Source organism: Martinezella rhizogenes, assembly GCF_027460065.1.
Lineage (GTDB): Bacteria > Pseudomonadota > Alphaproteobacteria > Rhizobiales > Rhizobiaceae > Agrobacterium > Agrobacterium rhizogenes_C.
Genome location: NZ_JAPYZZ010000001.1, coordinates 555,986 through 581,651, shown reverse-complemented (window position 1 = coordinate 581,651; position 25,666 = coordinate 555,986). Strand labels below are relative to the sequence as shown.

Sequence of the window (25,666 nt, the reverse complement as noted above, 5' to 3'; positions counted from 1 at the left end):
GGCGGCGCCGTGGGGCACCGCCGCTTCCGGATATGATCTGAGGATCAGCCGCCGATAACGGACTTACGGGCGTCGATGATCGTCTGGTAGAAGGACGGGTCGACCTTGATGTAGGCGGTGTTCTTGCCCTGGGTGAAGCCCTGGAAGCATGCGAGGTCCTTCTTCGGCAGTTCCATGAAGAAGTTTTCGACCTTCTGCTTCATCGCGTCGCCGAGCTTGTTGGTGACCATCAGCGGACCGTTCGGGATCAGCGGCGACTTCCAGACTTCGACGATATCGTCCATGTCGAGGTTGCCCTTCTTGACCATCTGGTAGAGGTTGCCGGCGGTGTAGCCTTCTTCCCACTTGCCAACGCCCGAACCGAAGGTGGTGCCAACGTCGAACTTCTTGTCGAGGACGGCGAGAACGAGGTTCTCATGGCCGCCGCCGAAGCCGGTTTCGGAGAAGTATTCCTTGACCGGAACGCCGGTTTCCTTCGGAATAGCCACGTTCGGAACGAGGAAGCCCGAGGTGGAGTCAGGGTCGGCGAAGCCGATCTTCTTGCCCTTGGCGTCAGCCAGCGTCTTGATGCCGCTGTCCTTGCGGGCAACCATGATCGTGTAATAACCGGTCGAACCATCGGCGCCAGCCGTGGTCAGGATCGGGTCGACGGCCTTCGGGTCGGCCAGAGCGATCTTGGCGTAGGAGGATGCGCCCATGGAAGCGATGTCGATGGTGCCGCCGAGCAGGCCCTGGATGACGCCGTTATAGTCCGGCGACGGGAAAACCTGAACTTCGGAAACGCCGGTTGCAGCCTTGAGGCCATCGGCAACGCACTTGGTGTTGCGGATCTGGTCGGCTTCGTTTTCGGAACCGTCGAGACCGATGCGCAGAACCTTGACGTCCTGAGCCATGGCGGAACCGGCCAGAACGCCAAGGGCGACTGCCGAAAGAAGGACTTTCTTCAACATGGACTTTCTCCTGTTTCCCGGCGAGCCGGAGTTTGTTGTGAAGTGTTGGCCCTTGACGCGGGCGCAAACGATGCTGAGCGGTTCCTCAGAGCCCGGCGAGAGCGAGCGGTTCGGGGCCGGCAGATTGTTGCACCGGACGCGCGGCAAGCTGCGCGCCGGGAATATTGATGCTGGTCGAGGTCATGGTCTCGTCGATGCCGGAGCCTTGTGAATCGGTTCCGTAAATCTCGGTGACGGCGGCAGCCGTCAACTCGGCGGGCGTCCCGTCGAAGACGACGCGGCCCTTGGACATGCCGATGATGCGTTCGCAATAATTGCGTGCCGTATCCAGTGTGTGCAGGTTGGTGATGACGGTGATGCCTTCGCGCTCGTTGATGTCGCGCAACGCGTCCATCACGATCTTGGCATTGAGGGGATCGAGCGAGGCGATCGGCTCATCGGCCAGCACCATCTCCGGGGACTGCATCAGCGCACGCGCAATGGCGACGCGCTGCTGCTGGCCGCCGGACAGCGTGCCCGCCGCCTGCATGGCCACATGCTCGATGCCGAGCCGCTCGAGCGCGGCAATCGCCATCAGCCGCTCTTCATGGGTGAAGATGTTGAAGAGGCTGAGCGCCGTCGAACGATGGTTGAGGCGGCCGAGCATGACGTTGGTGAGCACGTCGAGGCGGGGCACCAGATTGAACTGCTGGAAGATCATGGCGCAGTCGCGCTGCCAGTTGCGCAGCGCCGCACCCTTCAGCGACGAGACTTCCGTATCGTTGAAATGAATGGAACCCGAGGAGGGATCGACGAGGCGGTTGATCATGCGCAGCAGCGTCGATTTTCCCGCACCGGAGCGCCCGATCACGCCGACCATCTGACCCTGCGGTATCTCGACATCAACGGAATCGACCGCAGTGTGGTTGCCGAAACGGCGCGTGACTTGCTTCAGGTGAAAGCTCATTTCCCCGTCCAATCTTCTTTTGACGGGGTTCGACGTAACAGCGGTGCGTGAAGCGTGAGTGTCAGTTTGATGAATAAAATATTACAGATTCCGGAGGCACGACCGGTGCCTGTTCGCCGACAAAGCTTTGGGGAAGTATTTCGGCGCGCTGAAATCCGCGCGTCCGTTAATGGTGCAGAAACAAAAATCCCGGAGTTTTGCTCCGGGATTTTTAACTGTTTCAGAAGTGGGAAGTTCATCCGCCATATTTCGCGACGAAATCCTCTGCCGCCAGGTTGCGGAAGTCGTCCAGAGCGCCGCGCAATTTTGTATGGTCCCAGTCCCACCATTTCAGATCATCCATTTGCCGGCCCAGTTCAGCCGGGAAACGTTCCCGGATCAGCTTGGCGGGTACGCCGCCGACGATGGTATAAGGGGCCACGTCTTTCGAAACGACCGCACCTGCGCCAATCACCGCGCCATTTCCAACGGTTACGCCGGGCAGGATGGTTGCGCCGTGGCCGATCCAGACATCGTGGCCGATCACCACGCGTTTGGCACGGCGGGCGGCGAAGAAGTCCGTTTCATCTTCCGCATCGTCCCAGTAACTGCGGGCGCGATAGGTAAAATGGTGCAATGTCGCCCGCTGCATCGGATGGTTGGTGGCATTGATGCGGACGGAAGCGGCGATGTTGACGAATTTGCCGATGGTGGCACACCAGATGGCGCCATCCTGCATGACGTAGGAGTAGTCGCCCATCTCGACCTCTTCGAGGCGGCAGTGCTCCGAAATTTCGGTATAGCGGCCGATCGAGGAATTGGTGACGCGGGCACTTTCGTGGATGACGGGTTCGAGACCGACCTTGACACTCATGCCGCTGCCTTTCGGGGCGAGAATTGCGAAACGTCGAGAATGCGGTCAGCCACGGCTTCGCGCACCTCCTCGTCGTGGAAGATGCCGAGCAGAGCCGTGCCGTTCTCTTTTTTCCCCCTGATCATGTCGACCACCACACGCCGGTTGGTGGCGTCGAGCGAGGCAGTCGGCTCGTCGAGGAGCAGGATCGCATGATCGGTGATGAAACCGCGGGCGATATTGACGCGCTGCTGCTCACCGCCCGAAAAGGTCGCTGGTGGCAGGGACCACAACTCCCGTGGCAGGTTGAGTTTCGAAAGCAGCATGGCCGCCTGCTCGCGCGCATCTTCGGCCGTAACCTTGCGCGCCAGAAGCGGCTCGGCAACGACGTCGATGGCCGCGACACGCGGCACCGTGCGCAGGAACTGGCTGACATAACCGATGGTGCGGTGGCGGATATCGAGGATCGTGCGCGGCGAGGCATTGCCCATATCGATGACCTCACCCTGATGGCGGATGAGGATCTGCCCGCTATCTATGGCGTAATTGCCATAGAGCATTTTCAGGATCGAGCTTTTGCCGATGCCCGACGGGCCGCCGAGCACGACGCATTCGCCGCCGGAAACGGAGAAATTGACATCACGGACGACAGGCAACTCAATGCCGTCGCGAAGATGCATGGTGAAGCTTTTGAAGACTTCCGAAACAATGAGTGGCGTCGTCATGGCATCAAACCTGCAAGATGGAGGAAACAAGCAATTGCGTGTAGGGCTCGCGCGGATCGTCCAGCACCCGGTCGGTGAGGCCATGTTCGATGACGTCGCCGCCCTTCATCACCATCATCCGGTGGGAAAGCAGCCGCGCCACCGCGAGATCATGGGTGACGACGACGACCGCAAGACCGAGATCGTTGACGAGGCCGCGAACCAGATCGAGCAGGCGCGCCTGCACCGAGACATCGAGACCACCGGTCGGCTCATCCATGAAAACGAGACGCGGCGAGGTGACGAGGTTGCGGGCGATCTGCAGGCGCTGGCGCATGCCGCCGGAAAAGGCGCGCGGCTGGTCGTCGATACGGTCGGTGCCGATTTCCACCCGCTCCAGCCATTCGCTGGCCGATTGCCGGATATTACCGTAATGCCGGTTGCCAACCGCCATCAGCCGCTCGCCGACATTGGCGCCGGCAGACACCGCCATGCGCAGTCCGTCGGCCGGGTTCTGGTGCACGAAACCCCAGTCGGTGCGCATCAGGAAACGCCGTTCAGCCTCACCCATATGATAGAGGTCGCGCATGGAGCCATCACGCATGCGATATTCCACGCTGCCAGCCGTCGGCATCAGCCGGGTGGAAATGCAGTTGAGCAGCGTCGTCTTGCCGGAACCGGATTCGCCGACGATCGCCAGCACTTCGCCCGGATAAAGCTCGAAGGAGACGTTGCGGCAACCGGCGCGGTCGCCGTAATATTTGGAAACGTCCCGGACTTTCAAAAGCGGTGCGTCGCTCATTCTGCGGCCTCCTTCACATCCGCCAGCAGGTGGCCCTTGTGGCCATGGGCACGGCGGTCTTCGCAATGGTCGGTATCGGAGCAGACGAACATCCGCCCGCCCTTGTCATCCAGCACCACCTCGTCGAGATAGACATTCTCCCCGCCGCAGAGCGCGCAGGGCTTGTCGAAGCGCTGGATTTCGAAGGGGTGATCTTCGAAATCGAGGCTGACGACGTCGGTATAGGGCGGCACGGCGTAGATGCGCTTTTCGCGCCCGGCGCCGAACAATTGCAGGGCGTCCGACATATGCATTTTCGGATTGTCGAATTTCGGCGTCGGCGAGGGGTCCATCACGTAGCGCCCGGCCACCTTCACCGGATAGGCATAGGTGGTGGAGATGCGGCCGTTGCGGGCGATGTCCTCGTAGAGCTTGACGTGCATCAGGCCGTATTCTTCGAGCGCGTGCATGACGCGGGTCTCGGTCTCGCGCGGTTCGAGGAAGCGCAGGGGCTCGGGAATCGGAACCTGATAGACCAAAACCTGTCCCGAATGCAGTTCCTCTTCCGGAATGCGGTGCCGCGTCTGGATGATCGTTGCGTCCTTCGTGCGGGTGGTGACGGCCACATCAGCCACCTTCTGGAAAAATGCGCGGATCGAAACGGCATTGGTCGTATCGTCGGCGCCTTGGTCGATAACCTTCAGCACATCATCCGGGCCGAGGATGGAGGCCGTCAACTGCACGCCGCCGGTGCCCCAGCCATAGGGCATGGGCATTTCGCGGGAAGCGAAGGGGACCTGGTAACCGGGAATGGCGATGGCTTTCAGGATCGCCCGGCGGATCATCCGCTTGGTCTGTTCGTCCAGATAGGCGAAGTTGTAGGCAGCCAGCCCGTCGTCAAATGAAACTTCTTTAAGCATTGCGCGTTAGCCTTGTGAAAAAAGGAGTACAAGCTCATGGAGATTGGAATTCTTGCAGCCGTGTTCTTTGCTGTCTTTGCAGCATCGACCGTCTTTTGCGCCTACTGGTTTGGCGAGCAGCACGGCCGCTAAGCTATTCGGCCGCATCGCTCATCCACTCCGCGCCATTTGTATTGATGGCCTCGAAATCGGCGCGCATCTTTCTGACCAGACCGAGTTCGGCCTGGAAATCCACATAATGCGGCAGTTTCAGATGCTCGACGAAACCCGTCGCCTGCACATTGTCGGCGTGTGAGATGACGAATTCCTCATCCTGTGCCGGGGCAACGACATCCTCGCCGAATTCTCCGGCGCGCAGCGCCCGGTCGACCAGAGACATAGCCATCGCCTTGCGTTCGCTCTGGCCAAACACCAGACCGTAACCGCGGGTAAATTGCGGCGGTGCCTTGGCCGAACCCTTGAATTGGTTGACCATCTGGCATTCGGTGACCTTGATGTCCCCGAGCGAGACGGAAAAGCCGAGTTCCGGCACATCAAGTTCGACTTCCACTTCACCGATGCGGATTTCGCCGACGAAGGGGTGGGTGCGGCCGTAACCGCGCTGGGTCGAATAGGCGAGCGCCAGGAGGAAACCTTCGTCGCCGCGCGCCAGCGATTGCAGGCGCAGGTCGCGCGGCATCGGAAACTCCATCGGTTCCCGTGTCAGGTCGCCGGCAATATGATCGTCCGGCATGTCGCCGTCGCTTTCGATCAGCCCCTCCTCAGCGAGGATATCGGAAACGCGCATGACATATTCAGGCTCGCCTTCCCGCTGGGTAGCGGTTTCGACGACCTCGTCTTCGAGGAGGGAGGGATCGAGCAGCCGGTGGGTGTAGTCGAAGGTCGGCCCCAGCAATTGCCCGCCGGGCAGATCCTTGTAGGTGGCGGAAACACGCCGCTGCACCGCCATGTCGGCGGTATCCACCGGGACCGAATAGCCGAAGCGCGGCAGCGTGGTGCGATAGGCGCGCAGCAGGAAGATGGCTTCGATCATGTCGCCGCGCGCCTGCTTGACGGCAAGGGCTGCAAGCGACTGATCGTAGAGTGAGGCTTCCGCCATCACGCGGTCTACGGCGAGCGATAGCTGCGAAACAATCTGCGCCACGCTCATGGCGGGCAGGTCGCGGTCTCCGCGCCGCTGGTCGGCCAGCAGCCGGTGGGCGTTGGCGATGGCGGTCTCCCCGCCTTTGACAGCAACATACATCTTATGCCTCCACGGGTTTGATGCGCGTCGTACGCGGCAGGCAGACGAATTTATCGCCAGCCGTCAGGATGACATCGATGCCACGCGGGAAGGTGGCGTTGTTCTCTGCCCAAAGCCTCGGGAATATATCCGGCAGGCCGGATGGGCTGATGATGTTGACGTGGCGGATGCCAGGCCCGGAAAGCAGCAATTCCCGCCCACCGTCCAGATCGGACAATTCGATGATGAGCGTCGTGGAGCGGTCGGGATATTCCTGGCTGCCCTGGGCGAAGAGGCCGAAGGACGCGATGGCGCTGCCCGCTTCGATGACGGCGAAATGCGCGGCCGCTTTTTCTTCCGTTGCCGGTGCGCCGGTGTGAAATCCGATCCAGCCCGGCACCGCGGTCTTGCGCAATGTGCCACTCAGCCAGACCGGTGTATCGTGGTCGCAAAGCGCCAGCAGAACCGCACCGGTGGCGGCGGCAAGCGGCAGCGGCGGGGCAACCGCCGTTTCGATTGTGTGCGGTGTGCCGGGACGGGCCATGCCGTCCATCAGCTTCTTGAAAATACGCTGGGAATCGAAGACGGCGCTGGAAAAGCCGCCCGTCAATGTTTCGGCTTTGACACCCATCAATCTTCTCCTCGAACCATGGTGAAGAAATCGACCCGCGTGGCGGCGGTTTCCTTTGTTTTCCGGTCCTTCTCTTCGCTCAGTCTCTTTTCGACCGGTGAAAGAAGCTCGGTCTCGATGAAGTCCCGGGTCGGATTTTCCTGCCAGAGCGCGTCGAACACGGCGGCGTACCAGGCCTTCTTGCGGCCGGTGCCGAGAACATGCGCATGACCGACGGTTCCCGAGGCCAGCTTGACGGTCGCGCGGGTAACCGTGGTCTCGCCGAGATTAAAGGGCGCACCGCCGCCGCCAATACGGCCCTTGACCATGACGAGGCCGGTTTCCGGCCCCCGCACGTTTTCCGTCTGCGGGCTGGCATCCTGCCGGTTCCAGACCGTTTCAAGTTCCTGAAAGGTGGCGCGGGCAAGAAGCGCCGCCACTCGCTTCCTCTCTGCATGTATATTCGCAGCTTCGTTATTCATCGCTTGACCTCTAATGTCTATTGATATAGACAACTATACAATATAAGCTACAATTAACGTCGATGAATGACAAGCGTGTGACATGAGCCCTGCAGCAGCGATGAAAAGAAAGAACGGTGTGGCGCTCTGGCGGCAGATTGCCGACCGGATCAGAGGCGAGATTGCGGCAGGCGATCACGACGAAACCGGCATGTTGCCGCCGGAGATGACGCTGGCCGAAAAATTTGGCGTCAACCGCCATACCGTCAGAAGTGCGATCGCCGCACTGGCGAGCGAAGGCATTCTCGAGCCGATGCAGGGGCGCGGCACGATGATCGCCCGCAAGGAGCGCCTGAGCTTTCCGATTTCGCTGCGCACGCGGTTTACGGCTGGCATCGGCGATCAGGTGAAGGAAATGGAAGCGCTGCTTCTTTCCCATACGACCGAGCCGGCAAGCGCCGATCTCGCAGCACGGCTGCAACTGCCGGCCGGCGCGCCGCTCACCCGTCTGGAAACCCTGCGGAAGGCGGATACCCGCCCTGTGTCGCGTTCGACCACATGGTTCCCCGCGGATCGTTTTGCCGGAATAGGCGAGGCATATCAGAAAAGCGGCTCGATCACGGCCGCTTTTAAGATGCTTGGCGTGGCGGATTATGTGCGCATTTCCACCGTCATTTCCGCTATCCACGCGGATACGCAGGATCTCGCCGATCTCGAACTATCGCCGGGGGCCATCCTGCTTGTCACCCAGGCGTTAAATGCGGATATGGACGGCGTGCCGGTGCAATATGCCGTCAGCCGATTTTCTGCCGACACGGTCGAATTCACGGTGGAAAATTAGAGTACGGCTTACTCCGGCTGCGAAAGGCCGAGCACATCCAGCATGGAGTAGAAGCCGGGCTTCTTGTCGAAAGCCCACATGGCCGCCGTGATTGCGCCGCGTGCGAAGATGGAGCGGTCGCCGGCATAATGGGAAAGCTCGACGCGCTCACCTTCGCCGGCGAAGATCACCGAATGTTCGCCGATGACCGAGCCGCCACGTAGCGTGGCAAAACCGATGGTGCCGGCCTCACGCGCGCCCGTGTGTCCGTCGCGCACGCGCACGGAGGAGGCGGTGAGATCGACCTTGCGGCCGGCGGCGGCCGCTTCGCCCAGCAGCAGCGCGGTGCCTGAGGGCGCATCGACCTTGTGCTTGTGGTGCATTTCCAGAATTTCGATATCCCAGTTCTGCGCATCCAGCGCCTGCGCCGCCTGCTGGGTGAGAACGCTGAGCAGGTTGACGCCGAGGCTCATATTGCCTGACTTGACGATGCGGGCATGGCGCGACGCCGCCTTGAACTTTTCCTCGTCTTGCGGCGAGCAGCCGGTCGTGCCGATGACGTGCACGATGCGGGCCTGCGCGGCGAGGCCGGCAAAGGTGACGCTGGTTGCCGGTGAGGTGAAATCGATCACCCCTTCGGCATGCAGGAATGCCTGTAAGGGATCGCTGGTGATTTCGACGCCGATGGGGCCGAGACCGGAGATCTCACCGGCATCGCGGCCAACAAAAGCTGAACCTTCACGCGCCACTGCGGCATGCAGCTGAACGCCGGGTGTCTGGTGAATGAGGCGGATCAGTGCCTGCCCCATGCGGCCCGCCGCGCCGACCACCACCAGTTTCATGCCGCTGCTGCCCATGTTTTCACTCACTTTTCATGTCGGGCGGATCGGAACCCGCCGGTATCGGTCGATTGATGTTTGCAGCAGCGACGTTAAAGATCGCCCGCCCGCTTCGCAAGCATCACATGGGAAGAGTAGCCCCTTTGAGGGGATAGCGATCAAGCTCTCCAGCGCCGCCCGTCCAGCGCCAGACCGAAATCGGCCGGCGTTCTCGCATAGGTGGCAAGCCCGGAAAGGGCCGCCTGCGGATGGGTAACGACGAATGTCGGAATGGTCCGCATCAGGGCTTTATGCGGCGCTTTATCTTCGAAAGCGGCCCGGAATTCCGGGCTTTTCAGCGCAGGGATGATCTTCTGCGAAATACCGCCGGCCAGATAGACGCCGCCCTTGGCCATGAATATCAGCGCAAGGTCGCCCGCCACGCGGCCGAGATAGGTGCTGAACAGCGACAGCGTTTCTTTTGCCTGCGCGTTCTGGCCGGAAAGCCCCTGCGAGGTGATGTCGGCCGGATCGGAAAAGACAGGCTCGATGCCATCGGCTTTGCAGATGGCCCGATAAAGATTGACCAGCCCGCGTCCGCACAGGATCTGTTCGCCCGCGACGCGGCCTTCGATGGTTTCGATATGGGGGAAAACCGCATAGTCCCGTGCGCTTCTCGGGCCGATGTCGATATGGCCACCTTCGCCAGGCACCGGGAACCACATGTGGCGGGCATAGACCAGCCCGGCAACGCCAAGCCCCGTACCCGGTCCAAGAACGACGCGCGACGCCAGCACATCCTTGCGGCCGGAGCCGATGGCGTCGCGGTTGTCATCGTCAAGAGCCGCAATCGCCAGAGCCTGCGCCTCAAAATCGTTGATGACGATGACGTCCTTCAGGCCGAGCTTGGCCAGCATGTCCTTCGGCTTGACGACCCAGTGGCAATTGGTGAGCGGAATCTCGTCGCCTTCGATCGGGCCGGCAATGGCCAGAATGGTGGAGACCGGCTGAAGCGAGGTCTTGTCCAGAACCGCCTGCTGGATAGCGTCGTCGATCGTCGGATATTCCGCAGTCTTTACCGTGGTGAGGTGCACCGGTTCCGCAAAGGAATCGATCAGGATGGAAAAGCGGGCATTGGTGCCGCCGATGTCGCCAAGAAGGATCGGAAAGGACAGATATTCGGTATCGGACGTCTTCGGCATTGCCTGTTCCATATTGGTGGGTGCGGGTCAGTCGGCGGAATTGAAGTCGATCAGGTTTTCTGCGGTGGCGCGGTTGAGCGCCATGGGAATGTCATAGACCGTGGCAAGACGCGTCAGCGCCTTCACATCGACATCATGCGGCATGGCCGTCAGCGGATCGGTAAAGAAGATCAGCATGTCCACTTCGCCAGTGGCGATCATCGCGCCGATCTGCTGGTCGCCGCCGAGGGGACCGCTTTTGAGGCGAATGACCTCAAGGCCCGGACATGCTTCCTGCACGCGCCCGCCGGTGGTGCCGGTGGCGACGATCCTGAAACCGGCAAGCGCCTTCTGATGGTGACGGGCGAAATCCGCCATATCGTCCTTTTTCTCGTCGTGAGCGATGAGCGCGATACAGCGTTGCCCTTCCATGGTCCCAGCCTGTCCTCAAAGAATTAAATCGATTTGAAGCCTTCTATAACAGCTTGCCGCCATTTGAAAAGGGAAGCCGTTGAATGCCTCATTTCTGTTTCAGTTCAATGTCGGACGCTGGCTCGGAAGCGGAATATCGGACGGCGGCTGAATCGCCGGGGCGTTTTGAATAACCTGTTCCACATTCTGCTGGCGCATGGCCTGGGCAGGGGAGGAGGAGTAGGCCTGAGCCGCAATGCCCTCAGGATTGGCGGAAGGAGCTGCCGCAACAGCAGCGCAGGCCGCCGGCAAATCCGAGACCATGACCTGGCGAGGTTTCACCGGCTTGGCATTCGGGTCCTTTTTCGGCGGCGCCCATGGTTCCTTGGTGAACCACCAGGCAAGCGACTTGTCGCAGCCGTCGCCTTTGCCGACCTCCGCTTGTGGTTTGCAGTTGGGAGCGCCGGGCGGGCATTCGAGACGGATGTGGAAATGTTCGTCATGGCCGTAGATCGGCCTGATCTTGCCCATGAAGGTGCGGTCGCCGGTCCATGTCTGGCAGAGCTTCTGCTTGATGGCCGGGTTGACGAAGACCCGCTCCACCTGCGGATAACTTGCCGCCATCATCACCAGCCGGGCATTCAGCGGCGACCATTTACGGTCATCGACCGTCAGGAACTTGCTCTTGTCCAGCATCGAGATGAAGGGCACCGTTTCGCGCTGCTCCACGGTCAGCCGGGGGGTGGGCATCGGTCGCCACCAGACATCGACATCGAGGCCGATCTGGTGTGAGGCATGGCCGGTCAGCATCGGGCCGCCGCGCGGCTGGGAAATATCGCCGAGCAGCAATCCCGGCCAGCCGATCTTCTGCGCATCCTGCGAAAATCGCTCCAGGAAGGAAATCAGCTGCGGCTGCCCCCAGCGCCGGTTGCGCGAAAGCCGCATGGCCTGCCAGCCGGGACCATCGGTAGGCATGGCGATGGCGCCGGATTGGCAGCCCTTGGCATAGGAGCCGATCGGCTGGGACGCTGCGGCGGAAGGCAGGGCCATGTGGCCAAACACCTCTTTCGCGGGCCGGTCTTCGGCCGACGCGGTCTCGATCTGCAATTGCAGCGCCGAGACGACCGACATCGCCAGCATGGTCGCTTTGAAAATTCTCGATGATCCCGCCGTCATATAGCCGTGCCCGTCCGATCAGGTGATTCTCTTGCCCCCAGAATAAACTGGAACTGGATTTTGTTGAAACCATGTTTCGCCTGGCCCTCGCAAAGCGGGGATAACGACGCCGATAAAGAGCTTGTGAGTCAGCACATCTGTTTTTTGCCAATGTTTCTTTTATGCTCTCTCCAGCAAGCACAAAAACAGGGACATCCACCCGATGATATTGGCACCACTGAAATCCCGTTTCCTTATCGCTCTCGCCGCATCCGCCCTGCTGATACCGGCGGCTGCTTCCGCCCAGTCTGCGGATGTGTGGCGAAAGGGGATTTCGACGGTCGGCGAGCTGAAACACCCTGATGGCTTCGACCATTTCGACTATGTGAATACCAAGGCCCCGAAGGGCGGCACTTTGCGCCTGTCGACATCAGGCACTTTCGATACGCTCAACCCGCTGCTCGCCAAGGGCGAGAGGGCAACGGGCCTTTCGCTGGTTTACGATACGCTGATGAAATCGACGGAAGAGGAGCTGTCGGCCTCCTATGGTTTGCTGGCCGAGGGCGTGAGTTATCCCGACGATATTGCGAAGGCGACGTTCCGGCTGCGGCAGGACGCCAAATGGGCCGATGGTAAACCGGTGACGCCGGATGATGTCGTCTTCAGCTTCGAAAAAGCAAAGGACCTGAGCCCGCAACTCTCGACCTACTACACCCACGTCACCAAGGCGGAGGTGAGCGGCGAAAGGGACATTACCTTTACCTTCGATGAAAAGAACAATCGCGAATTGCCGCAGATCGTCGGGCAATTGCTGATCGTTCCCAAGCACTGGTGGGAAGGCACCGGCCCGGATGGCAAACCGCGCGACATATCCCGCGGTACGCTGGAGCCGGTCATGGGTTCCGGCCCTTACAAGATTGCGGCCGTCTCTCCCGGCTCGTCCGTCACCTATGAGCGCCGTGACGACTACTGGGGCAAGGACGTCAATGTGAATGTGGGGATGAACAATTTCAAAACCATCGCCTACACCTTCTTTGCCGATCAGGACGTGGAATTCCAGGCTTTCAAGTCCGGCACCGTCGATTTCCGGCAGGAACCCTCATCCAGCCGCTGGGTCACGGGTTATGATTTCCCGGCCGTCAAGGAAGGTCGCGTCAAGAAGGAAGAGCTGCCGAATATCTATCGCTCCGTCGGCATCATGCAGGCCTTCGTGCCGAATATGCGCCGCGAAAAGTTCCAGAACCCGAAATTGCGCAAGGCACTCAACTACGCCTTCGATTTCGAGGAGTTGAACCGCACGCTGGCTTACGGCCAGTTCCAGCGCATCAACAGCTTCTTCATGGGCAGCGAACTTGCCTCCTCCGGCCTGCCGACAGGCCGCGAACTGGAACTTCTTCAGGAGCTGAAGGATCAGGTCCCGCCGGAAGTCTTCACGACGGAATATCGCAACCCGGTGGCCGGTGACCCCACCAAGCAGCGCGACAATCTGCGTGAAGCGGTGAAGCTGATGAAGGAGGCCGGTTACGAGCTGCGCGGCAACCGCATGGTCAATGCGGCAACCGGTCAGCAGCTGGATATGGAGTTTCTGATCGATTCCTCCGGCATGGAGAGAACCATCCTTCCCTATGTTCAGAACCTGAAGAAGATCGGCATCAACGCCACCATCCGCACCGTCGACGCCTCGCAATATACCAACCGTACCCGCAGCTTCGATTTTGACGTCACCATCAAGCTCTGGGCGACGTCGGCCAATCCCGGAAACGAGCAGGCGGATTTCTGGGGTTCGGCAGCCGCTGACCGGCAGGGTTCCAACAACGTTGCCGGCATCAAGAACCCGGCCGTCGATGCCCTGGTCAGGAAGGTCATATTTGCGCCCAACCGGGATGAACAGGTGGCCGCCGCCCGCGCGCTCGACCGGGTGCTTCTCGCAAACAGCTATGTCATTCCGCAATTTTACCGTGGCGAGATGTTCATCGCATACTGGAACACCCTCGTCCGCCCTGAAAGCCTGCCCGAATATGGCGTCGGTTTTCCGGACGCGTGGTGGTCCGGCCAGGCCGGGAACTGAGGTCGGCCTTGCTTTCGCGGCGAAGGCTTGATTCACATAGGGCGAGACGAATCGCTTGGAGCGCACGCAAGGCGCTTTCACGAAAGGACTGGGTTTGACTGAAACGAAAACCGCTGACTTACAGCATTTCCAGGAAAAGTGGACCCCGGTTTTCCGTCCGGAAATGCGCCAAAATAAAAAGTTAGAGCGTTTTCGCAATTCGAAGAAATGCGGAAGCGTTCTGACGCCCGGGAGCAGAGGCTGATGGGCGCCTATATCCTCAGACGTCTGGCACTGATGATCCCGACGATTGTCGGCATCATGGGCATTTCGTTTCTCGTCATCCAGTTCGCGCCGGGCGGGCCGGTGGAACAGGTCGTGGCGCAGCTGACCGGACAGGGCGACAGCGCCTCCGACCGGCTCTCGGGCGGCGGCGATCTCATGGGCCAGTCCGGTGGTTTCGATGAAAGCGGCTCGAAATATCGCGGCGCCCAGGGCCTTGACCCGGAGCTGATCAAGAAGCTCGAAAAACAGTTCGGCTTCGACAAGCCACCGCTCACCCGTTTTCTTGAAATGATGTGGAACTACATCCGCTTCGATTTCGGCGACAGCTTCTTCCGCAATTCGTCGGTGATCGATCTCATCATCGACAAGTTGCCGGTCTCGGCCTCGCTCGGCTTCTGGATACTGATCATTTCCTATGTGATTTCCATTCCACTCGGCATCAAGAAGGCCGTTTCCGATGGCTCGACCTTCGATGTCTGGACATCGGGCATCATCATTATCGGATATGCGGTGCCGAGCTTCCTGTTCGGTATCCTGCTCATCGTGCTTTTCGCCGGCGGTTCGTTTTTCGACTGGTTTCCGCTGCGCGGGCTGGTCTCGGATAATTTCGACCAGCTGAACTGGTGGCAGAAGATCATTGACTATTTCTGGCACCTGACCCTGCCGTTGATCGCGCTCTCGCTTTCGGCCTTCGCGACGACGACGCTTCTGACCAAGAATTCCTTCATTGACGAGATCAAGAAACAATATGTCGTCACCGCCCGCGCCAAGGGTCTTACCGAACGCAGGGTTCTCTATGGCCATGTCTTCCGCAACGCGATGCTGATTGTGATCGCCGGTTTTCCGGGGGCTTTCATCTCGGCCTTCTTCACCGGCTCGCTGCTGATCGAGAACATCTTCTCGCTGGATGGTCTCGGCCGTCTCGGTTATCTTTCGGTGGTCAACCGGGATTATCCGATCGTCTTCGGCACGCTCTTCATCTTCTCGCTGATGGGCCTCGTCGTTGGCCTGCTATCCGACCTGATCTACACATGGATCGATCCGCGCATCGATTTCGAGCGGAGGGACGTGTGATGTCGCTTGTCCAACCCGCCGGAACCGAAACGCTGGTAAAGCCTAAGCGCCCGTGGTTTTCGCCGACGACCAAGCGCCGCTGGCAGAATTTCAAGGCAAACCGCCGCGGATACTGGTCCTTCTGGCTGTTCCTGATCCTGTTTTTCCTGAGCCTGATGGCGGAATTCATCGCCAATGACAAACCCATTCTCGCTTCCTACAAGGGCGAGTTTCTGGTGCCGGTCCTGGTGGATTATCCGGAGGAGAAATTCGGTGGCTTCCTCGCCCAGACCGATTACAAGTCCTCCTTCATTCAGGACGAGATCAACGCCAATGGCTGGATGATCTGGCCACCGATCCGTTATTCCTACCAGACGGTCAATTCCAATATTCCGCACTCAGCGCCCACCGCGCCCTTCTGGCTGATGGATGAAAAGGAGCGTTGCTCGGCCTACCCGCAAGGCAATGCCGATCCGGGCTGCACGCTTGGCAATCTCAACTGGCTCGGAACCGACAATCAGGCGCGCGATGTTACGGCACGAATGATCTACGGCTTTCGCATCTCCGTGCTGTTCGGCCTGACGCTGACTATCGCATCGGCCCTCGTCGGCGTCACCGCCGGCGCCATTCAGGGTTATTTCGGCGGCTGGACCGACCTGCTTCTGCAGCGTTTCATTGAAATCTGGTCGTCCATGCCGGTGCTCTACATCCTGCTGATCATCGCGGCCATTCTGCCGCCGGGCTTCTTCGTGCTGCTCGGCATCATGCTGCTGTTTTCATGGGTCGGCTTCGTTGGCATTGTCCGCGCCGAATTCCTGCGGGCCAGAAACTTTGAATATGTCCGCGCTGCCCGGGCGCTTGGCGTCGGTAACTGGACGATCATGTTCCGCCATCTTCTGCCCAATGCCATGGTGGCGACGCTGACCTTCCTGCCGTTCATCCTCTCCGGCTCGATCACCACGCTCACCTCGCTCGATTTCCTCGGCTTCGGCATGCCGCCGGGATCGCCGTCGCTGGGTGAGATGATTGCGCAGGGCAAGAACAACCTTCAGGCGCCCTGGCTCGGCCTCACCGCCTTCTTCACCATGTCCATCATGCTCTCGTTATTGATCTTCGTGGGTGAAGCGGTGCGCGACGCCTTCGATCCACGCAAGACGTTCCGGTGATCGCTATGACGGAAACAAATATCCAACCGCTGCTCTCCGTCCGTGATCTCTCCGTTGCCTTCCATCAGGGTGGCGCGACCAGTGTCGCCGTCGATCACGTCTCCTTTGACCTGATGCCGGGCGAAGTCGTCGCCCTCGTCGGGGAATCCGGTTCCGGCAAGTCGGTCACCGCAAATTCCATTCTCAAATTGCTGCCCTATCCGGCGGCAAGCCACCCGTCGGGCAAAATACTGTTCGACGGCAAGGACATGCTGACCCTGCCGGAACGGGCACTGCGTGCCGTGCGCGGCAACGACATCACCATGATCTTCCAGGAGCCTATGACCTCGCTCAACCCGCTCCACACCATCGAGCGGCAGATCGGTGAGATTCTGGAGCTGCATCAGGCGATCACCGGGGCAGAGGCGCGGGCGCGCACGCTGGAACTATTGCTGCAGGTGGGCATTCGCGAACCGGAAAAGCGTCTGAAGGCCTATCCGCATGAATTGTCCGGTGGCCAGCGACAACGCGTGATGATTGCTATGGCGCTTGCCAACCGGCCAAAACTGCTGATCGCCGACGAACCGACCACCGCGCTCGACGTGACGGTGCAGGCGCAGATCCTGGAGCTGCTCGGTGATCTGAAAACGCAGCACGGCATGTCCATGCTGTTCATCACCCACGATCTCGGCATCGTCCGCAAATTTGCCGACCGCGTCTGCGTCATGACCAAGGGCAAGATCGTCGAGACCGGTACGGTGGAGCAGGTATTTACCGATCCGCAGCACCACTATACGCGCCATCTGCTGGCAGCCGAGCCGAAGGGCGAGCCGCCGCATTCCGATGCCGGCAAACCGGTGGTCATGCAGGGCGACGATATCAAGGTCTGGTTCCCGATCAAGGCGGGACTGATGCGCCGGGTGGTCGATCATGTGAAGGCAGTTGATGGTATCGATATTACCCTGCGCGCTGGCCAGACCGTGGGCGTGGTGGGTGAATCCGGCTCCGGCAAGACGACACTTGGTCTTGCGCTCTCGCGGCTGATTGCCTCTAAGGGCCGCATCAGCTTTATCGGCCAGTCGATCGACGGCTATTCCTATGAGATGATGAAGCCGCTGAGGAACCGGCTGCAGGTCGTTTTTCAGGATCCCTACGGTTCTCTGAGCCCGCGCATGTCGGTGGGCGAAATCATTGCGGAGGGCCTGAAAGTCCATGAGCGGTCTCTCTCCGCCGACGAGCGCGATACGCGGGTTGCGACGGCACTGGAAGAGGTGGGCCTGGATCCGGCCACCCGCTGGCGATATCCGCATGAATTTTCCGGTGGCCAGCGCCAGCGCATCGCCATTGCCCGCGCCATGGTGCTGAAACCCCGTTTCGTCATGCTGGACGAACCGACATCGGCACTCGACATGAGCGTGCAGGCGCAGGTGGTCGACCTGCTGCGCGATCTCCAGGCAAAGCATGAACTGGCTTACCTCTTCATCAGCCACGACCTGAAGGTGGTGAAGGCGCTCGCCAACGACCTGATTGTCATGCGCCATGGCAAGGTGGTGGAGAGCGGTCCGGCGGCAGAGATTTTCGCCAATCCGCAGCAGGACTACACCAAGGCGCTGCTGGCAGCCGCCTTCAACATCGAGGCGGTGAAAACGAAAGTGGTCAGCCAGTAGGCCGCATCACATTTTCCATTAAGGCAATGATTTTTCTGTTGCTTTGCGAAAAATGCCGACCCATGTTGCGATGCACGTGACACGGAAACGGATTGATTGCGATGGCAGCGGATGTGGTCGTTTTGGGAGCGGGGATCGTCGGGGTCTCTGTCGCTTTGCAACTGGCCCGCAGGGGCAAATCGGTGGTGCTGGTGGACCGGCGCGGACCGGGCGAAGAGACCTCTTTCGGCAATGCCGGCCTGATCCAGAGAGAGGGCGTGGTGCCTTACGGCTTTCCGCAGGACCTTGCGCTGCTGCTGCGCTATTCGCTTAACAACAGGATCGATGTCCGTTATCGCTTCTCGGCCCTGCCGAAGATTGCATCTTTCCTCGGTCGCTACTGGTATAATTCCGCAGCCATCAGGCATGCCGCGATCGCGCGCGCCTATGCGCCGCTGATCGAGCACTCCGTGTCCGAGCACAATATCCTCATCGATGAAGCAAAGGCCGCCGATCTGATCGTGAAGAATGGCTGGATGGAGGCCTATAGAACTTCCGAAAGGCGGGACGCTGATTATGCCTTCGCCGAGCGTCTTTCGCGCGAGCACGGCATTTCCCACACCAAACTTGACTCTGAAGAGCTGGCTACGGCAGAACCGCATCTCAGTCGTGATTTCGTCGGCGGCCTGAAATGGAATGATCCCTGGTCAGTACGCGATCCGCACGCGCTGACGCTTGCTTATGTCAAACTGTTTGAAAGCCTCGGTGGAACCTTTGTCCGGGGTGATGCCTCCACCCTTAGTCAGACAACGACCGGCTGGACGGTGCGCACCGAAACCGGCGCGGTGGAGGCCGAACATGCCATCGTAGCACTTGGCCCCTGGGCGGATACTGTCACGGAACGGCTGGGCTATCGCTTCCCGCTCGGCGTGAAGCGCGGCTATCACATGCATTATGCGCCGCAGGAAGGCACAAGGCTCAACAACTGGCTGATCGATGCCGAGCGGGGATACTTCCTGGCGCCGATGCGCAAGGGCATCCGCCTGACGACCGGTGCCGAATTTGCCGAACGCGATGCACCGAAATCCCCCGTGCAGATCGACCGGGCGGAACGGGTTGCCCGCACAGTCTTTCCCCTCGGCGGCCGGCTGGATGCGGAACCGTGGATGGGCGCACGCCCCTGCACGCCCGACATGATGCCGATCATCGGTAAGGCGCCGCGCCACAAGACCCTGTGGTTCGCCTTCGGGCATGCCCATCACGGACTGACGCTGGGGCCAATTACCGGCCGTGTTCTGGCGGAAACCATGCTGGGAGAAGCGCCTGTTATTGCCATCGATGCCTATCGTCCGGAAAGGTTCAATCCCTGATGGCCGAATCCGCTGGCCTTCCTGTGACAGGCCACGTAACATGGTCCATGCAAAGGGGAAAAGGGTCAAACGTCATCATGGTGGCGAGGTTTCTCATCTATCAGCAGCAGGACGACTTTCGTTAGCGAAACTCGCTGCGCATGAAACGAGATGGAAACGGCTTGCTGGTGCATGATGGATGATATTGAAAACGCAAAGAAATTTTTCGCCGATAACCCCGATATCGAAATTCTCGAAGCTTTCGTCATAGACGCGAATGGCGTTCCGCGCGGCAAATGGATTCCGCGCGAACGGGCAATCGACGTGCTTGAAAAGGGAATGGCGATCCCGCGATCCGTTTATGCGCTGGATATCTGGGGCCGGGATGTGCACGCCGCAGGTCTCGCCGAAGGCACGGGTGACCCTGATGGTTTTTGTTTCCCCGTTCCCGGCACGCTGTCGCGGGTGACATGGCTTGGCCGCCCGACGGCACAGGTTCTGCTGGCGATGAAAAACCCGGATGGATCAGGCTTTTATGGCGATCCACGCCATGTTCTGTCTCAGGTTCTGAACGCCTATAAAAAAGCTGGCCTCACGCCGGTCGTGGCCACTGAGCTTGAATTTTACCTGATCGATCCCGTCCGCTCGGCGCTTGACCCGGTGCGCCCCCCGCACAGCCGCGAGGGACGCTGGCACACCGGCCAGACGCAGGTCCTGTCGATTTCCGAATTGCAGGATTTCGAGGATGTCTTCCATGATATCTCGACAGCCTGCCGCGCCCAGGGCGTGCTTGCGGATACGACGCTGCGGGAAAATGGGCCCGGCCAATATGAGATCAACCTCAATCATGTGCCGGATGCCCTGCAAGCGGCCGATTTCGCCGTTTTCCTGAAACGTATCGTCAAGGGCGTGGCGCGGCGGCATGAACTCGACGCCACCTTCATGGCCAAGCCCTATGGGCTGCAGGCCGGCAACGGCATGCACGTGCATTTTTCCGTTCTCGACAGGGAGGGCAGGAATATCTATGCCGGGGAAGACGGTCCTTCGGATGCGTTGATGCATTCGGTCGGCGGCCTGTTGGAAAACATGGGGGAAAGCATGGCGATCTTCGCTCCCCATGCCAATTCCTATCGCCGCCTGACACCCAGCGAACACGCACCGACCTACGCCTCGTGGGGCATCGACAACCGCTCGGCGGCGGTGCGCGTCATCGTTGCCAGCAAGACGGCAACCCGTATCGAACACCGCGTCGCCGGCGCGGATACCAATCCCTATCTGGTCCTCGCGATGATCCTCAGCGCCGCACTTGCCGGCATGAAGGAGAAGCGCCAGCCCGGCGGCGCGATCGCCGGTGATAGCCACGCGATCAATCACGAACCGCTTCCTACCAACTGGGATTATGCGTTGCAGCGCTTCACGCGTTCGAGTTTTGCCTATGCAACGCTTGGCCAGAAGTACCGCACGCTGTTTTCCGCCTGCAAGCAGCAGGAGCTTTCCGAATTTTCCCTGCGTGTAACCGACGTCGAATATGACGCCTATATCAGGACGGTGTGAGATGGCTGAGGTAACGAACATTCCCAATCCCGGCCACACATCATCGTGGTATGCGGCCTCCGCCAATGTCAAATCCGTGCGGCCGACGCTTGAGGGCGCGCTGGAAGCCGATGTCTGCATCATCGGTGGCGGTTTCACTGGCATTTCCGCAGCACTTGAACTCAGTGAACGTGGTTATGCCGCCATCGTTCTGGAAGGCGTGCGGGTCGGCTTCGGCGCTTCGGGCCGCAATGGCGGCCAGATCGTCAATGGCTACAGCCGTGATCTTGAAACCATCGCCCGACGTTACGGCCACGAAAAGGCGGTGAAGCTCGGAGAAATGTCGTTGGAAGGTGGCGCGATCATCCGTAGTCGCGTCGCCAAATACGGCATCGACTGCGATCTCGTCGATGGTGGCTTCTTCGCCGCCTTTACGTCGAAGCAGATTCGCGAAATGGAAGCTCACAAAGCCCATTGGGAAAAACACGGCCATGGTGGCCTCGAAATGGTCTCCGGGGCGGATGTCGGTCATTATGTGAAGACGGACCGTTATGCCGGCGGCATGATCGACCGCTTCGGCGGTCACATCCACCCGCTTAATCTGGTGCAGGGCGAAGCGGCGGCGGCCGAAAGCCTTGGAGCCCGCATATTCGAAAATTCGCGTGTCATTGCGGTGGAGCAGGGCGTCAATCCCATTGTGTGCACGGCAACGGGCAGCGTGAAGGCGAAATACGTTCTTGTCTGCGGCAATGCCTATCTCGGCACCTTGCTGCCGGAAATCGGCGAGCGGATGATGCCGGTCTCAAGCCAGGTCATGGCGACGGAGCCGCTTGATGCCAATCTGATCGAGACCCTTCTGCCCGCCAATTATTGCGTCGAGGATGCCAATTACATTCTCGATTATTACCGCCGCACGTCGGATAACCGCCTGCTTTACGGCGGCGGCATCGGTTATGGCGGGAGCGATCCGGCCGATCTGACGGGCGTGATCCGGCCGAACATGCTGAAGACCTTTCCACAACTGGAAAAGACCAGGATCGAATTCGCCTGGAGTGGTAATTTCGCGCTGACGCTCACGCGCATCCCGCATATGGGCAAGCTCTCGGACAATATCTACTTCTCACACGGCGACAGCGGCCATGGCGTGACGACCACCCATCTGCTCGGCAAGATATTGGGCGAGGCCGTTGCCGGCCACGCCGAACGTTTCGATATCTGGAGTTCCCTGCCGAATTATCCGTTCCCCGGTGGCAAGACGTTCCGCGTGCCGCTGACCGTGCTTGGTGCATGGTGGTACGGTTTAAGAGACAAGCTCGGTCTTTAGAGCATTTCCGGACGTGCTCTAGAACGTTACCGTCTTCAGGCCGGCGAGTGCGTTTATGGTGATCTCTTCGGGTGTGGTGTCAATGCTGACGGTTACGACCCCTGGTTCGCCGGTCGGCACTTCCAGCGTGGCAAGCTGGGTCTGAAGCAGCGAGAGCGGCATGAAATGGCCCTTGCGTTCACCCATGCGTTTGCTGAGAAGCTCCAGGCTGCCATCGAGGTAAACGAAGGCGAGTGGGCCACCGGTCGCCTTACGAAGACGGTCGCGATAGATTTTCTTGAGGGCGGAGCAGGAAACCACGATACCATTGCCTTCGCTGCCCTTGCGCAGTTCCGCACCGATCAGATCGAGCCATGGCCAGCGATCTTCGTCAGTCAGCGGAATGCCCTCGGACATCTTATCGACATTGGATTTGGGGTGCAGCTTGTCGCCCTCTATAAAGGCAACGCCCAGTTTCTCAGCCACCGCTTCCGCGACCGTGGACTTGCCAGAGCCGCTCACTCCCATCACGACGATTGCCTGTGTCACCCGAACCTCTGATGTTTCTGTTTCGACGGTCAGCCCCTACCATGCGCGGCCGATGGCGGGAACCTTAAATTTGGGCGGCTCCGCATGTCAGTGCCCGGTTTTGCGGGCTGCGGACCTTTCCAATGCGGAAAAGCCAGCGTGGATCAGGATCGCCAGTGCCGCAACGATCAGACCGCCCTGGAGAATGAAGGCGAGATTGTTGGATTGCAGGCCGGCGATGATGACTTCGCCGAGCGTGCGTGCGGCAACGGTCGAACCGATGGTGGCGGTGGAAAGGCTGATGACTGCGGAGAGCCGGATACCGGCGAGAATGGCCGGAAGGGCAAGTGGCAGTTCTACTTTGACCAGCCGCTGCCAGCCGGTCATGCCGCTGCCTCTGGCGGCATCCATCACCGTGGCGGGCAGGGTGGTTAGTCCCGTCAGCGTATTTTCGAACACGGGCAGAAGCGCGTAGAGAAACAGGGCGATGAGCGTGGGTTTTTCGCCGAATCCGATCATCGGCACGGCCAGCGCCAGCACCGCCACCGGCGGAAAGGTCTGGCCGATATTGACGATGCTGCGCGACAGCGGCAGGAAATCCGCCCCAAAGGGCCGGGTGACAAGCGCCGCGAGCGCCCCTGCCGTGAGCGTGGCCAGTCCGGTCGCGATCGCAACGGTGGTCAGATGCGAGAGCGTCAGGGAAAAGAGATTGGCCTGCGTGTAGATGGCCGGCGCATTGGCCTGGACGAAAGGGCGGAAGATCGGTGCGAAGATTTGCGGCGCGGCGAGAAAGATGATCAGCGCCAGCACCAGAAGGCCAAGAGAGAAAAAAGAAAAGGCGTTTTTCATCGGGCGCCAGTGGCACGCTGGAGGAGAACGTCACGCCGCACCAGGCCGATGGGTCGCCCATCGTCTTTTATGACAGGCAAGACATCGCAGCCCGCCCATAACATGGCCGAAAGGGCATCGCGTTGGCTGGTGCCTTCGGTGAGCGGGGCACCTTCGGCACTTCCCGGCTCTACGATATCGGCGACGGAGAGAACCGAAAGCAGTTTGAGCGCGCGTTCGTTTTCGCCGATCATCGTGCGGACGAAATCCGTTGCCGGTTTCAGCACCAGCTCCGCCGGTGGGCAATCCTGCACGATGCGGCCATTGTCCATCACGGCAATGCGATCCGCCAGATGGAAAGCCTCATCCATGTCGTGCGTGACGAGGACGATGGTGACGCCGAGTTTCTTCTGGATATCGAGAAGGTCGTTCTGGGCCTTGGCGCGGATCACCGGGTCGAGCGCGCCGAAGGGTTCGTCCATCAGGAGAATGTTCGGTTCTGCCGCCAGTGCGCGGGCCACACCGACACGCTGCTGCTGGCCGCCGGAAAGCTCATGCGGAAAACGATCCGCATAAAGCCCGGGATCAAGCTGGAAGAGGTGCATGAGGGCATCGATCTTGGCCTTGATGCGCTGGCGGTCCCAGCCGATCAACTGCGGCACGGTTGCGATATTTTCCGCCACGGTTCGATGTGGAAAAAGTCCATGGCCCTGAATGGCGTAGCCGATCTGACGGCGCAGTTTGAAACCCGGAATGGCGCTGATGTCTTCGCCGTCGATGCGGATCGTGCCGGAGGTCGGTTCCACCAGCCGGTTGATCATGCGCAGCAGGGTGGTTTTCCCCGATCCCGATGTGCCGACAATGACGGTCACGGTGCGCGGCGCGACGGTCAGCGATACCTGGTCCACGACGGGCACATCGCCGTATCGTTTCGTGATGGTGTCGATCTCGATCATGGCTTCTGCCTTCCGCCTGCGCTGAAGAGATTGCTGTCTATGAGGGCGTCGAGCGTGATCGCGGCGGCAAAGCCGAGGAGAACGGTCGGCACGGTGCCGAGCAGAACGAGGTCCATGGCCGTCTGCCCGATGCCCTGAAACACAAAAACGCCAAAACCACCGCCGCCGATCAGGGCAGCAATTGTCGCGAGCCCGATATTCTGCACCAGCACGATTCGGATGCCGGTGAGAATGACCGGCATGGCGAGCGGAAATTCCACCCGCAGCAACCGCTGCACCGGCGTCATGCCGAGCCCGCGCGCCGCTTCCCGGACCGCCTGCGAAACGCCGGCAAGACCGACCACCGTGTTGGAAACGACCGGCAGCAGCGAATAGAGAAACAGCGCCACGAAGGCCGGCGCCATGCCGATGCCGGCGATGCCGATTTTCGCCGCACTCGGTACGGTGGCCGCAATCCATCCGAGCGGCGCGATCAGAAGGCCGAACAGGGCAATGGAGGGGATGGTCTGGACGATGTTGAGACTGTTCAGAACGCCTGCCCGCAGCCGCTCGACCTTGTAACAGAGGATGCCGAGTGGAATACCCGCGATGGTCGCGGCGATCAGCGACCCGATGGCGAGCTCCACATGCCGCACCGCCTCGGTCCAGAATATGTCGGCCCGGCCGGTATATTCCTTGATGATGGAGAGATCGTTCCAGAGGCCACTTGCCAGCACTGCGGAAAGTGCGGCGATCGCCAGCAGCAACAGCAAGATCCGGACGGCGGGTTTCGGCTGAAGACGTGCGATACAGTCCGTCGCGAGCAAAGCCAACCCGGCAAAGAGCAGCCAGAAACCGCTCGACGGCGAGACGCGGGCGAAACTGTTTGCCTCCGGCGTGAGAAAGGAGGCCGCACGTCCGACGAAAACGGCGAGCGCCGCGAGACCGGCCAGCGCCGCTGCGAGTTTCCACCATGCGGGAAAACGGAAAAAGGCGATGAAGGCCACAAGAAGAACGATGGCCGCAAGGAGTGTCGCGGTGGCCGATGGAAGTGCTTCGAAGATCGTTCGCGTTTCCCCCTGAACGATCCGGTTGGCACGAAACGTCATGAACGGTGATGCAAAAAGCGCATAAAGAAGCAGGCACGAAATCAGCACACCCACCTTGTCAGGCCATTTCGTCAAATCCTGCTCCCCTGTAGTC

25 protein-coding genes are annotated in these 25,666 nt (G+C 60.2%); 8 read left to right on the top strand and 17 right to left on the bottom strand.

What is annotated here, in order from left to right:
• Nucleotides 1–44: 44 nt before the first annotated feature.
• The 9 genes from phnD to phnG form a co-directional block, all read right to left on the bottom strand.
• On the bottom strand, nucleotides 45–950 hold the full coding sequence (phnD, locus tag O8B93_RS02870; protein WP_060722755.1) for a phosphonate ABC transporter substrate-binding protein: 906 nt from the start codon (nucleotides 948–950) through the stop codon (nucleotides 45–47).
• 85 nt (nucleotides 951–1,035) lie between these two features.
• Nucleotides 1,036–1,896, bottom strand: coding sequence for a phosphonate ABC transporter ATP-binding protein (gene phnC / locus O8B93_RS02865; RefSeq protein WP_269708302.1), 861 nt, complete (start codon nucleotides 1,894–1,896; stop codon nucleotides 1,036–1,038).
• A gap of 235 nt (nucleotides 1,897–2,131) precedes the next feature.
• Nucleotides 2,132–2,749 (bottom strand): transferase hexapeptide repeat family protein, encoded by a 618-nt coding sequence (locus O8B93_RS02860; RefSeq protein WP_269708301.1) that lies wholly within the window; start codon nucleotides 2,747–2,749, stop codon nucleotides 2,132–2,134.
• Nucleotides 2,746–3,453: a phosphonate C-P lyase system protein PhnL gene (gene phnL, locus O8B93_RS02855; RefSeq protein ID WP_269708300.1), complete on the bottom strand. Its 708-nt coding sequence runs from the start codon at nucleotides 3,451–3,453 to the stop codon at nucleotides 2,746–2,748. Before phnL ends, O8B93_RS02860 begins: the two co-directional genes overlap by 4 nt.
• A 4-nt stretch (nucleotides 3,454–3,457) precedes the next feature.
• Nucleotides 3,458–4,234, bottom strand: coding sequence for a phosphonate C-P lyase system protein PhnK (gene phnK, locus O8B93_RS02850; RefSeq protein WP_004439249.1), 777 nt, complete (start codon nucleotides 4,232–4,234; stop codon nucleotides 3,458–3,460).
• A complete protein-coding gene (locus O8B93_RS02845) occupies nucleotides 4,231–5,133 on the bottom strand; it encodes an alpha-D-ribose 1-methylphosphonate 5-phosphate C-P-lyase PhnJ (protein WP_269708299.1) in 903 nt (300 codons plus the stop codon). Before O8B93_RS02845 ends, phnK begins: the two co-directional genes overlap by 4 nt.
• Before the next feature lie 133 nt (nucleotides 5,134–5,266).
• Complete coding sequence (locus O8B93_RS02840; protein WP_269708298.1) at nucleotides 5,267–6,376, bottom strand: carbon-phosphorus lyase complex subunit; 1,110 nt, start codon at nucleotides 6,374–6,376, stop codon at nucleotides 5,267–5,269.
• 1 nt (nucleotide 6,377) lies between these two features.
• Nucleotides 6,378–6,986, bottom strand: a complete 609-nt coding sequence (gene phnH, locus O8B93_RS02835; protein WP_269708297.1) for a phosphonate C-P lyase system protein PhnH — start codon at nucleotides 6,984–6,986, stop codon at nucleotides 6,378–6,380.
• Nucleotides 6,986–7,447, bottom strand: coding sequence for a phosphonate C-P lyase system protein PhnG (gene phnG, locus O8B93_RS02830; RefSeq protein WP_269708296.1), 462 nt, complete (start codon nucleotides 7,445–7,447; stop codon nucleotides 6,986–6,988). The genes phnH and phnG overlap by 1 nt, the downstream gene beginning before the upstream one ends.
• A gap of 82 nt (nucleotides 7,448–7,529) precedes the next feature.
• Here phnG and phnF point away from each other — a divergent pair, with 82 nt between their 5' ends.
• The gene (gene phnF, locus O8B93_RS02825; RefSeq protein ID WP_269708295.1) at nucleotides 7,530–8,267 is read left to right on the top strand and encodes a phosphonate metabolism transcriptional regulator PhnF; all 738 of its coding nucleotides are present in this window, start codon (nucleotides 7,530–7,532) and stop codon (nucleotides 8,265–8,267) included.
• Between the two features lie 8 nt (nucleotides 8,268–8,275).
• On the opposite strand, the gene dapB is transcribed toward phnF, so the two are convergent.
• From dapB to mepA, 4 genes are all read right to left on the bottom strand, one after another.
• Complete coding sequence (gene dapB, locus O8B93_RS02820) at nucleotides 8,276–9,103, bottom strand: 4-hydroxy-tetrahydrodipicolinate reductase (RefSeq protein ID WP_269708642.1); 828 nt, start codon at nucleotides 9,101–9,103, stop codon at nucleotides 8,276–8,278.
• Between the two features lie 140 nt (nucleotides 9,104–9,243).
• Nucleotides 9,244–10,266 carry a glucokinase gene (locus tag O8B93_RS02815; protein ID WP_269708294.1) on the bottom strand — a complete coding sequence of 341 codons (1,023 nt, stop codon included), beginning with the start codon at nucleotides 10,264–10,266 and terminating at the stop codon, nucleotides 9,244–9,246.
• A 27-nt stretch (nucleotides 10,267–10,293) separates the two neighbouring features.
• Nucleotides 10,294–10,677 carry a methylglyoxal synthase gene (locus O8B93_RS02810; RefSeq protein WP_092770187.1) on the bottom strand — a complete coding sequence of 128 codons (384 nt, stop codon included), beginning with the start codon at nucleotides 10,675–10,677 and terminating at the stop codon, nucleotides 10,294–10,296.
• Nucleotides 10,678–10,776: 99 nt separating this feature from the next.
• Entirely contained in the window at nucleotides 10,777–11,832 is a 1,056-nt protein-coding gene (gene mepA, locus O8B93_RS02805; RefSeq protein ID WP_269708293.1) for a penicillin-insensitive murein endopeptidase, read from the bottom strand.
• A 202-nt stretch (nucleotides 11,833–12,034) separates the two neighbouring features.
• Between mepA and O8B93_RS02800 the strand changes: the two genes are divergently transcribed.
• The 7 genes from O8B93_RS02800 to O8B93_RS02770 all read left to right on the top strand — a co-directional run bounded on the left by O8B93_RS02800 (nucleotide 12,035) and on the right by O8B93_RS02770 (nucleotide 22,193).
• Nucleotides 12,035–13,879, top strand: a complete 1,845-nt coding sequence (locus O8B93_RS02800; RefSeq protein ID WP_269708292.1) for an extracellular solute-binding protein — start codon at nucleotides 12,035–12,037, stop codon at nucleotides 13,877–13,879.
• Between the two features lie 243 nt (nucleotides 13,880–14,122).
• Complete coding sequence (locus tag O8B93_RS02795; RefSeq protein WP_080826852.1) at nucleotides 14,123–15,217, top strand: microcin C ABC transporter permease YejB; 1,095 nt, start codon at nucleotides 14,123–14,125, stop codon at nucleotides 15,215–15,217.
• On the top strand, nucleotides 15,217–16,362 hold the full coding sequence (locus O8B93_RS02790) for an ABC transporter permease (protein WP_269708290.1): 1,146 nt from the start codon (nucleotides 15,217–15,219) through the stop codon (nucleotides 16,360–16,362). The genes O8B93_RS02795 and O8B93_RS02790 overlap by 1 nt, the downstream gene beginning before the upstream one ends.
• A 5-nt stretch (nucleotides 16,363–16,367) precedes the next feature.
• Nucleotides 16,368–18,008 (top strand): ABC transporter ATP-binding protein, encoded by a 1,641-nt coding sequence (locus O8B93_RS02785; protein ID WP_269708289.1) that lies wholly within the window; start codon nucleotides 16,368–16,370, stop codon nucleotides 18,006–18,008.
• A 101-nt stretch (nucleotides 18,009–18,109) separates the two neighbouring features.
• Nucleotides 18,110–19,357, top strand: coding sequence for an NAD(P)/FAD-dependent oxidoreductase (locus O8B93_RS02780; protein WP_269708288.1), 1,248 nt, complete (start codon nucleotides 18,110–18,112; stop codon nucleotides 19,355–19,357).
• Nucleotides 19,358–19,528: 171 nt separating this feature from the next.
• Complete coding sequence (locus tag O8B93_RS02775; RefSeq protein ID WP_269708287.1) at nucleotides 19,529–20,890, top strand: glutamine synthetase family protein; 1,362 nt, start codon at nucleotides 19,529–19,531, stop codon at nucleotides 20,888–20,890.
• A gap of 1 nt (nucleotide 20,891) precedes the next feature.
• Complete coding sequence (locus tag O8B93_RS02770) at nucleotides 20,892–22,193, top strand: NAD(P)/FAD-dependent oxidoreductase (RefSeq protein ID WP_269708286.1); 1,302 nt, start codon at nucleotides 20,892–20,894, stop codon at nucleotides 22,191–22,193.
• Between the two features lie 18 nt (nucleotides 22,194–22,211).
• Here O8B93_RS02770 and O8B93_RS02765 read toward each other — a convergent pair whose 3' ends face one another.
• From O8B93_RS02765 to O8B93_RS02750, 4 genes are all read right to left on the bottom strand, one after another.
• A complete protein-coding gene (locus tag O8B93_RS02765; protein ID WP_269708641.1) occupies nucleotides 22,212–22,700 on the bottom strand; it encodes a gluconokinase in 489 nt (162 codons plus the stop codon).
• A gap of 108 nt (nucleotides 22,701–22,808) precedes the next feature.
• A complete protein-coding gene (locus O8B93_RS02760) occupies nucleotides 22,809–23,549 on the bottom strand; it encodes an ABC transporter permease (protein ID WP_269708285.1) in 741 nt (246 codons plus the stop codon).
• Nucleotides 23,546–24,484: an ABC transporter ATP-binding protein gene (locus tag O8B93_RS02755; RefSeq protein ID WP_269708283.1), complete on the bottom strand. Its 939-nt coding sequence runs from the start codon at nucleotides 24,482–24,484 to the stop codon at nucleotides 23,546–23,548. The genes O8B93_RS02760 and O8B93_RS02755 overlap by 4 nt, the downstream gene beginning before the upstream one ends.
• The gene (locus O8B93_RS02750; RefSeq protein ID WP_269708282.1) at nucleotides 24,481–25,647 is read right to left on the bottom strand and encodes an ABC transporter permease; all 1,167 of its coding nucleotides are present in this window, start codon (nucleotides 25,645–25,647) and stop codon (nucleotides 24,481–24,483) included. Before O8B93_RS02750 ends, O8B93_RS02755 begins: the two co-directional genes overlap by 4 nt.
• Nucleotides 25,648–25,666: the final 19 nt, after the last annotated feature.

Coding starts and splice junctions, on each gene's coding strand:
- O8B93_RS02770 (WP_269708286.1), top strand. CDS start 20,892: ATGGCTGAGGTAACGAACATTCCCAATCCCGGCCACACATCATCGTGG.
- O8B93_RS02785 (WP_269708289.1), top strand. CDS start 16,368: ATGACGGAAACAAATATCCAACCGCTGCTCTCCGTCCGTGATCTCTCC.
- O8B93_RS02790 (WP_269708290.1), top strand. CDS start 15,217: ATGTCGCTTGTCCAACCCGCCGGAACCGAAACGCTGGTAAAGCCTAAG.
- O8B93_RS02800 (WP_269708292.1), top strand. CDS start 12,035: ATGATATTGGCACCACTGAAATCCCGTTTCCTTATCGCTCTCGCCGCA.
- dapB (WP_269708642.1), bottom strand. CDS start 9,103: ATGGGCAGCAGCGGCATGAAACTGGTGGTGGTCGGCGCGGCGGGCCGC.
- O8B93_RS02840 (WP_269708298.1), bottom strand. CDS start 6,376: ATGTATGTTGCTGTCAAAGGCGGGGAGACCGCCATCGCCAACGCCCAC.
- phnL (WP_269708300.1), bottom strand. CDS start 3,453: ATGACGACGCCACTCATTGTTTCGGAAGTCTTCAAAAGCTTCACCATG.
- phnD (WP_060722755.1), bottom strand. CDS start 950: ATGTTGAAGAAAGTCCTTCTTTCGGCAGTCGCCCTTGGCGTTCTGGCC.
- O8B93_RS02795 (WP_080826852.1), top strand. CDS start 14,123: ATGGGCGCCTATATCCTCAGACGTCTGGCACTGATGATCCCGACGATT.
- O8B93_RS02755 (WP_269708283.1), bottom strand. CDS start 24,484: ATGATCGAGATCGACACCATCACGAAACGATACGGCGATGTGCCCGTC.
- O8B93_RS02775 (WP_269708287.1), top strand. CDS start 19,529: ATGATGGATGATATTGAAAACGCAAAGAAATTTTTCGCCGATAACCCC.
- mepA (WP_269708293.1), bottom strand. CDS start 11,832: ATGACGGCGGGATCATCGAGAATTTTCAAAGCGACCATGCTGGCGATG.
- O8B93_RS02860 (WP_269708301.1), bottom strand. CDS start 2,749: ATGAGTGTCAAGGTCGGTCTCGAACCCGTCATCCACGAAAGTGCCCGC.
- O8B93_RS02760 (WP_269708285.1), bottom strand. CDS start 23,549: ATGAAAAACGCCTTTTCTTTTTTCTCTCTTGGCCTTCTGGTGCTGGCG.
- O8B93_RS02815 (WP_269708294.1), bottom strand. CDS start 10,266: ATGCCGAAGACGTCCGATACCGAATATCTGTCCTTTCCGATCCTTCTT.
- O8B93_RS02765 (WP_269708641.1), bottom strand. CDS start 22,700: ATGGGAGTGAGCGGCTCTGGCAAGTCCACGGTCGCGGAAGCGGTGGCT.
- phnC (WP_269708302.1), bottom strand. CDS start 1,896: ATGAGCTTTCACCTGAAGCAAGTCACGCGCCGTTTCGGCAACCACACT.
- phnK (WP_004439249.1), bottom strand. CDS start 4,234: ATGAGCGACGCACCGCTTTTGAAAGTCCGGGACGTTTCCAAATATTAC.
- phnG (WP_269708296.1), bottom strand. CDS start 7,447: ATGAATAACGAAGCTGCGAATATACATGCAGAGAGGAAGCGAGTGGCG.
- O8B93_RS02780 (WP_269708288.1), top strand. CDS start 18,110: ATGGCAGCGGATGTGGTCGTTTTGGGAGCGGGGATCGTCGGGGTCTCT.
- O8B93_RS02845 (WP_269708299.1), bottom strand. CDS start 5,133: ATGCTTAAAGAAGTTTCATTTGACGACGGGCTGGCTGCCTACAACTTC.
- phnF (WP_269708295.1), top strand. CDS start 7,530: ATGAGCCCTGCAGCAGCGATGAAAAGAAAGAACGGTGTGGCGCTCTGG.
- O8B93_RS02810 (WP_092770187.1), bottom strand. CDS start 10,677: ATGGAAGGGCAACGCTGTATCGCGCTCATCGCTCACGACGAGAAAAAG.
- phnH (WP_269708297.1), bottom strand. CDS start 6,986: ATGGGTGTCAAAGCCGAAACATTGACGGGCGGCTTTTCCAGCGCCGTC.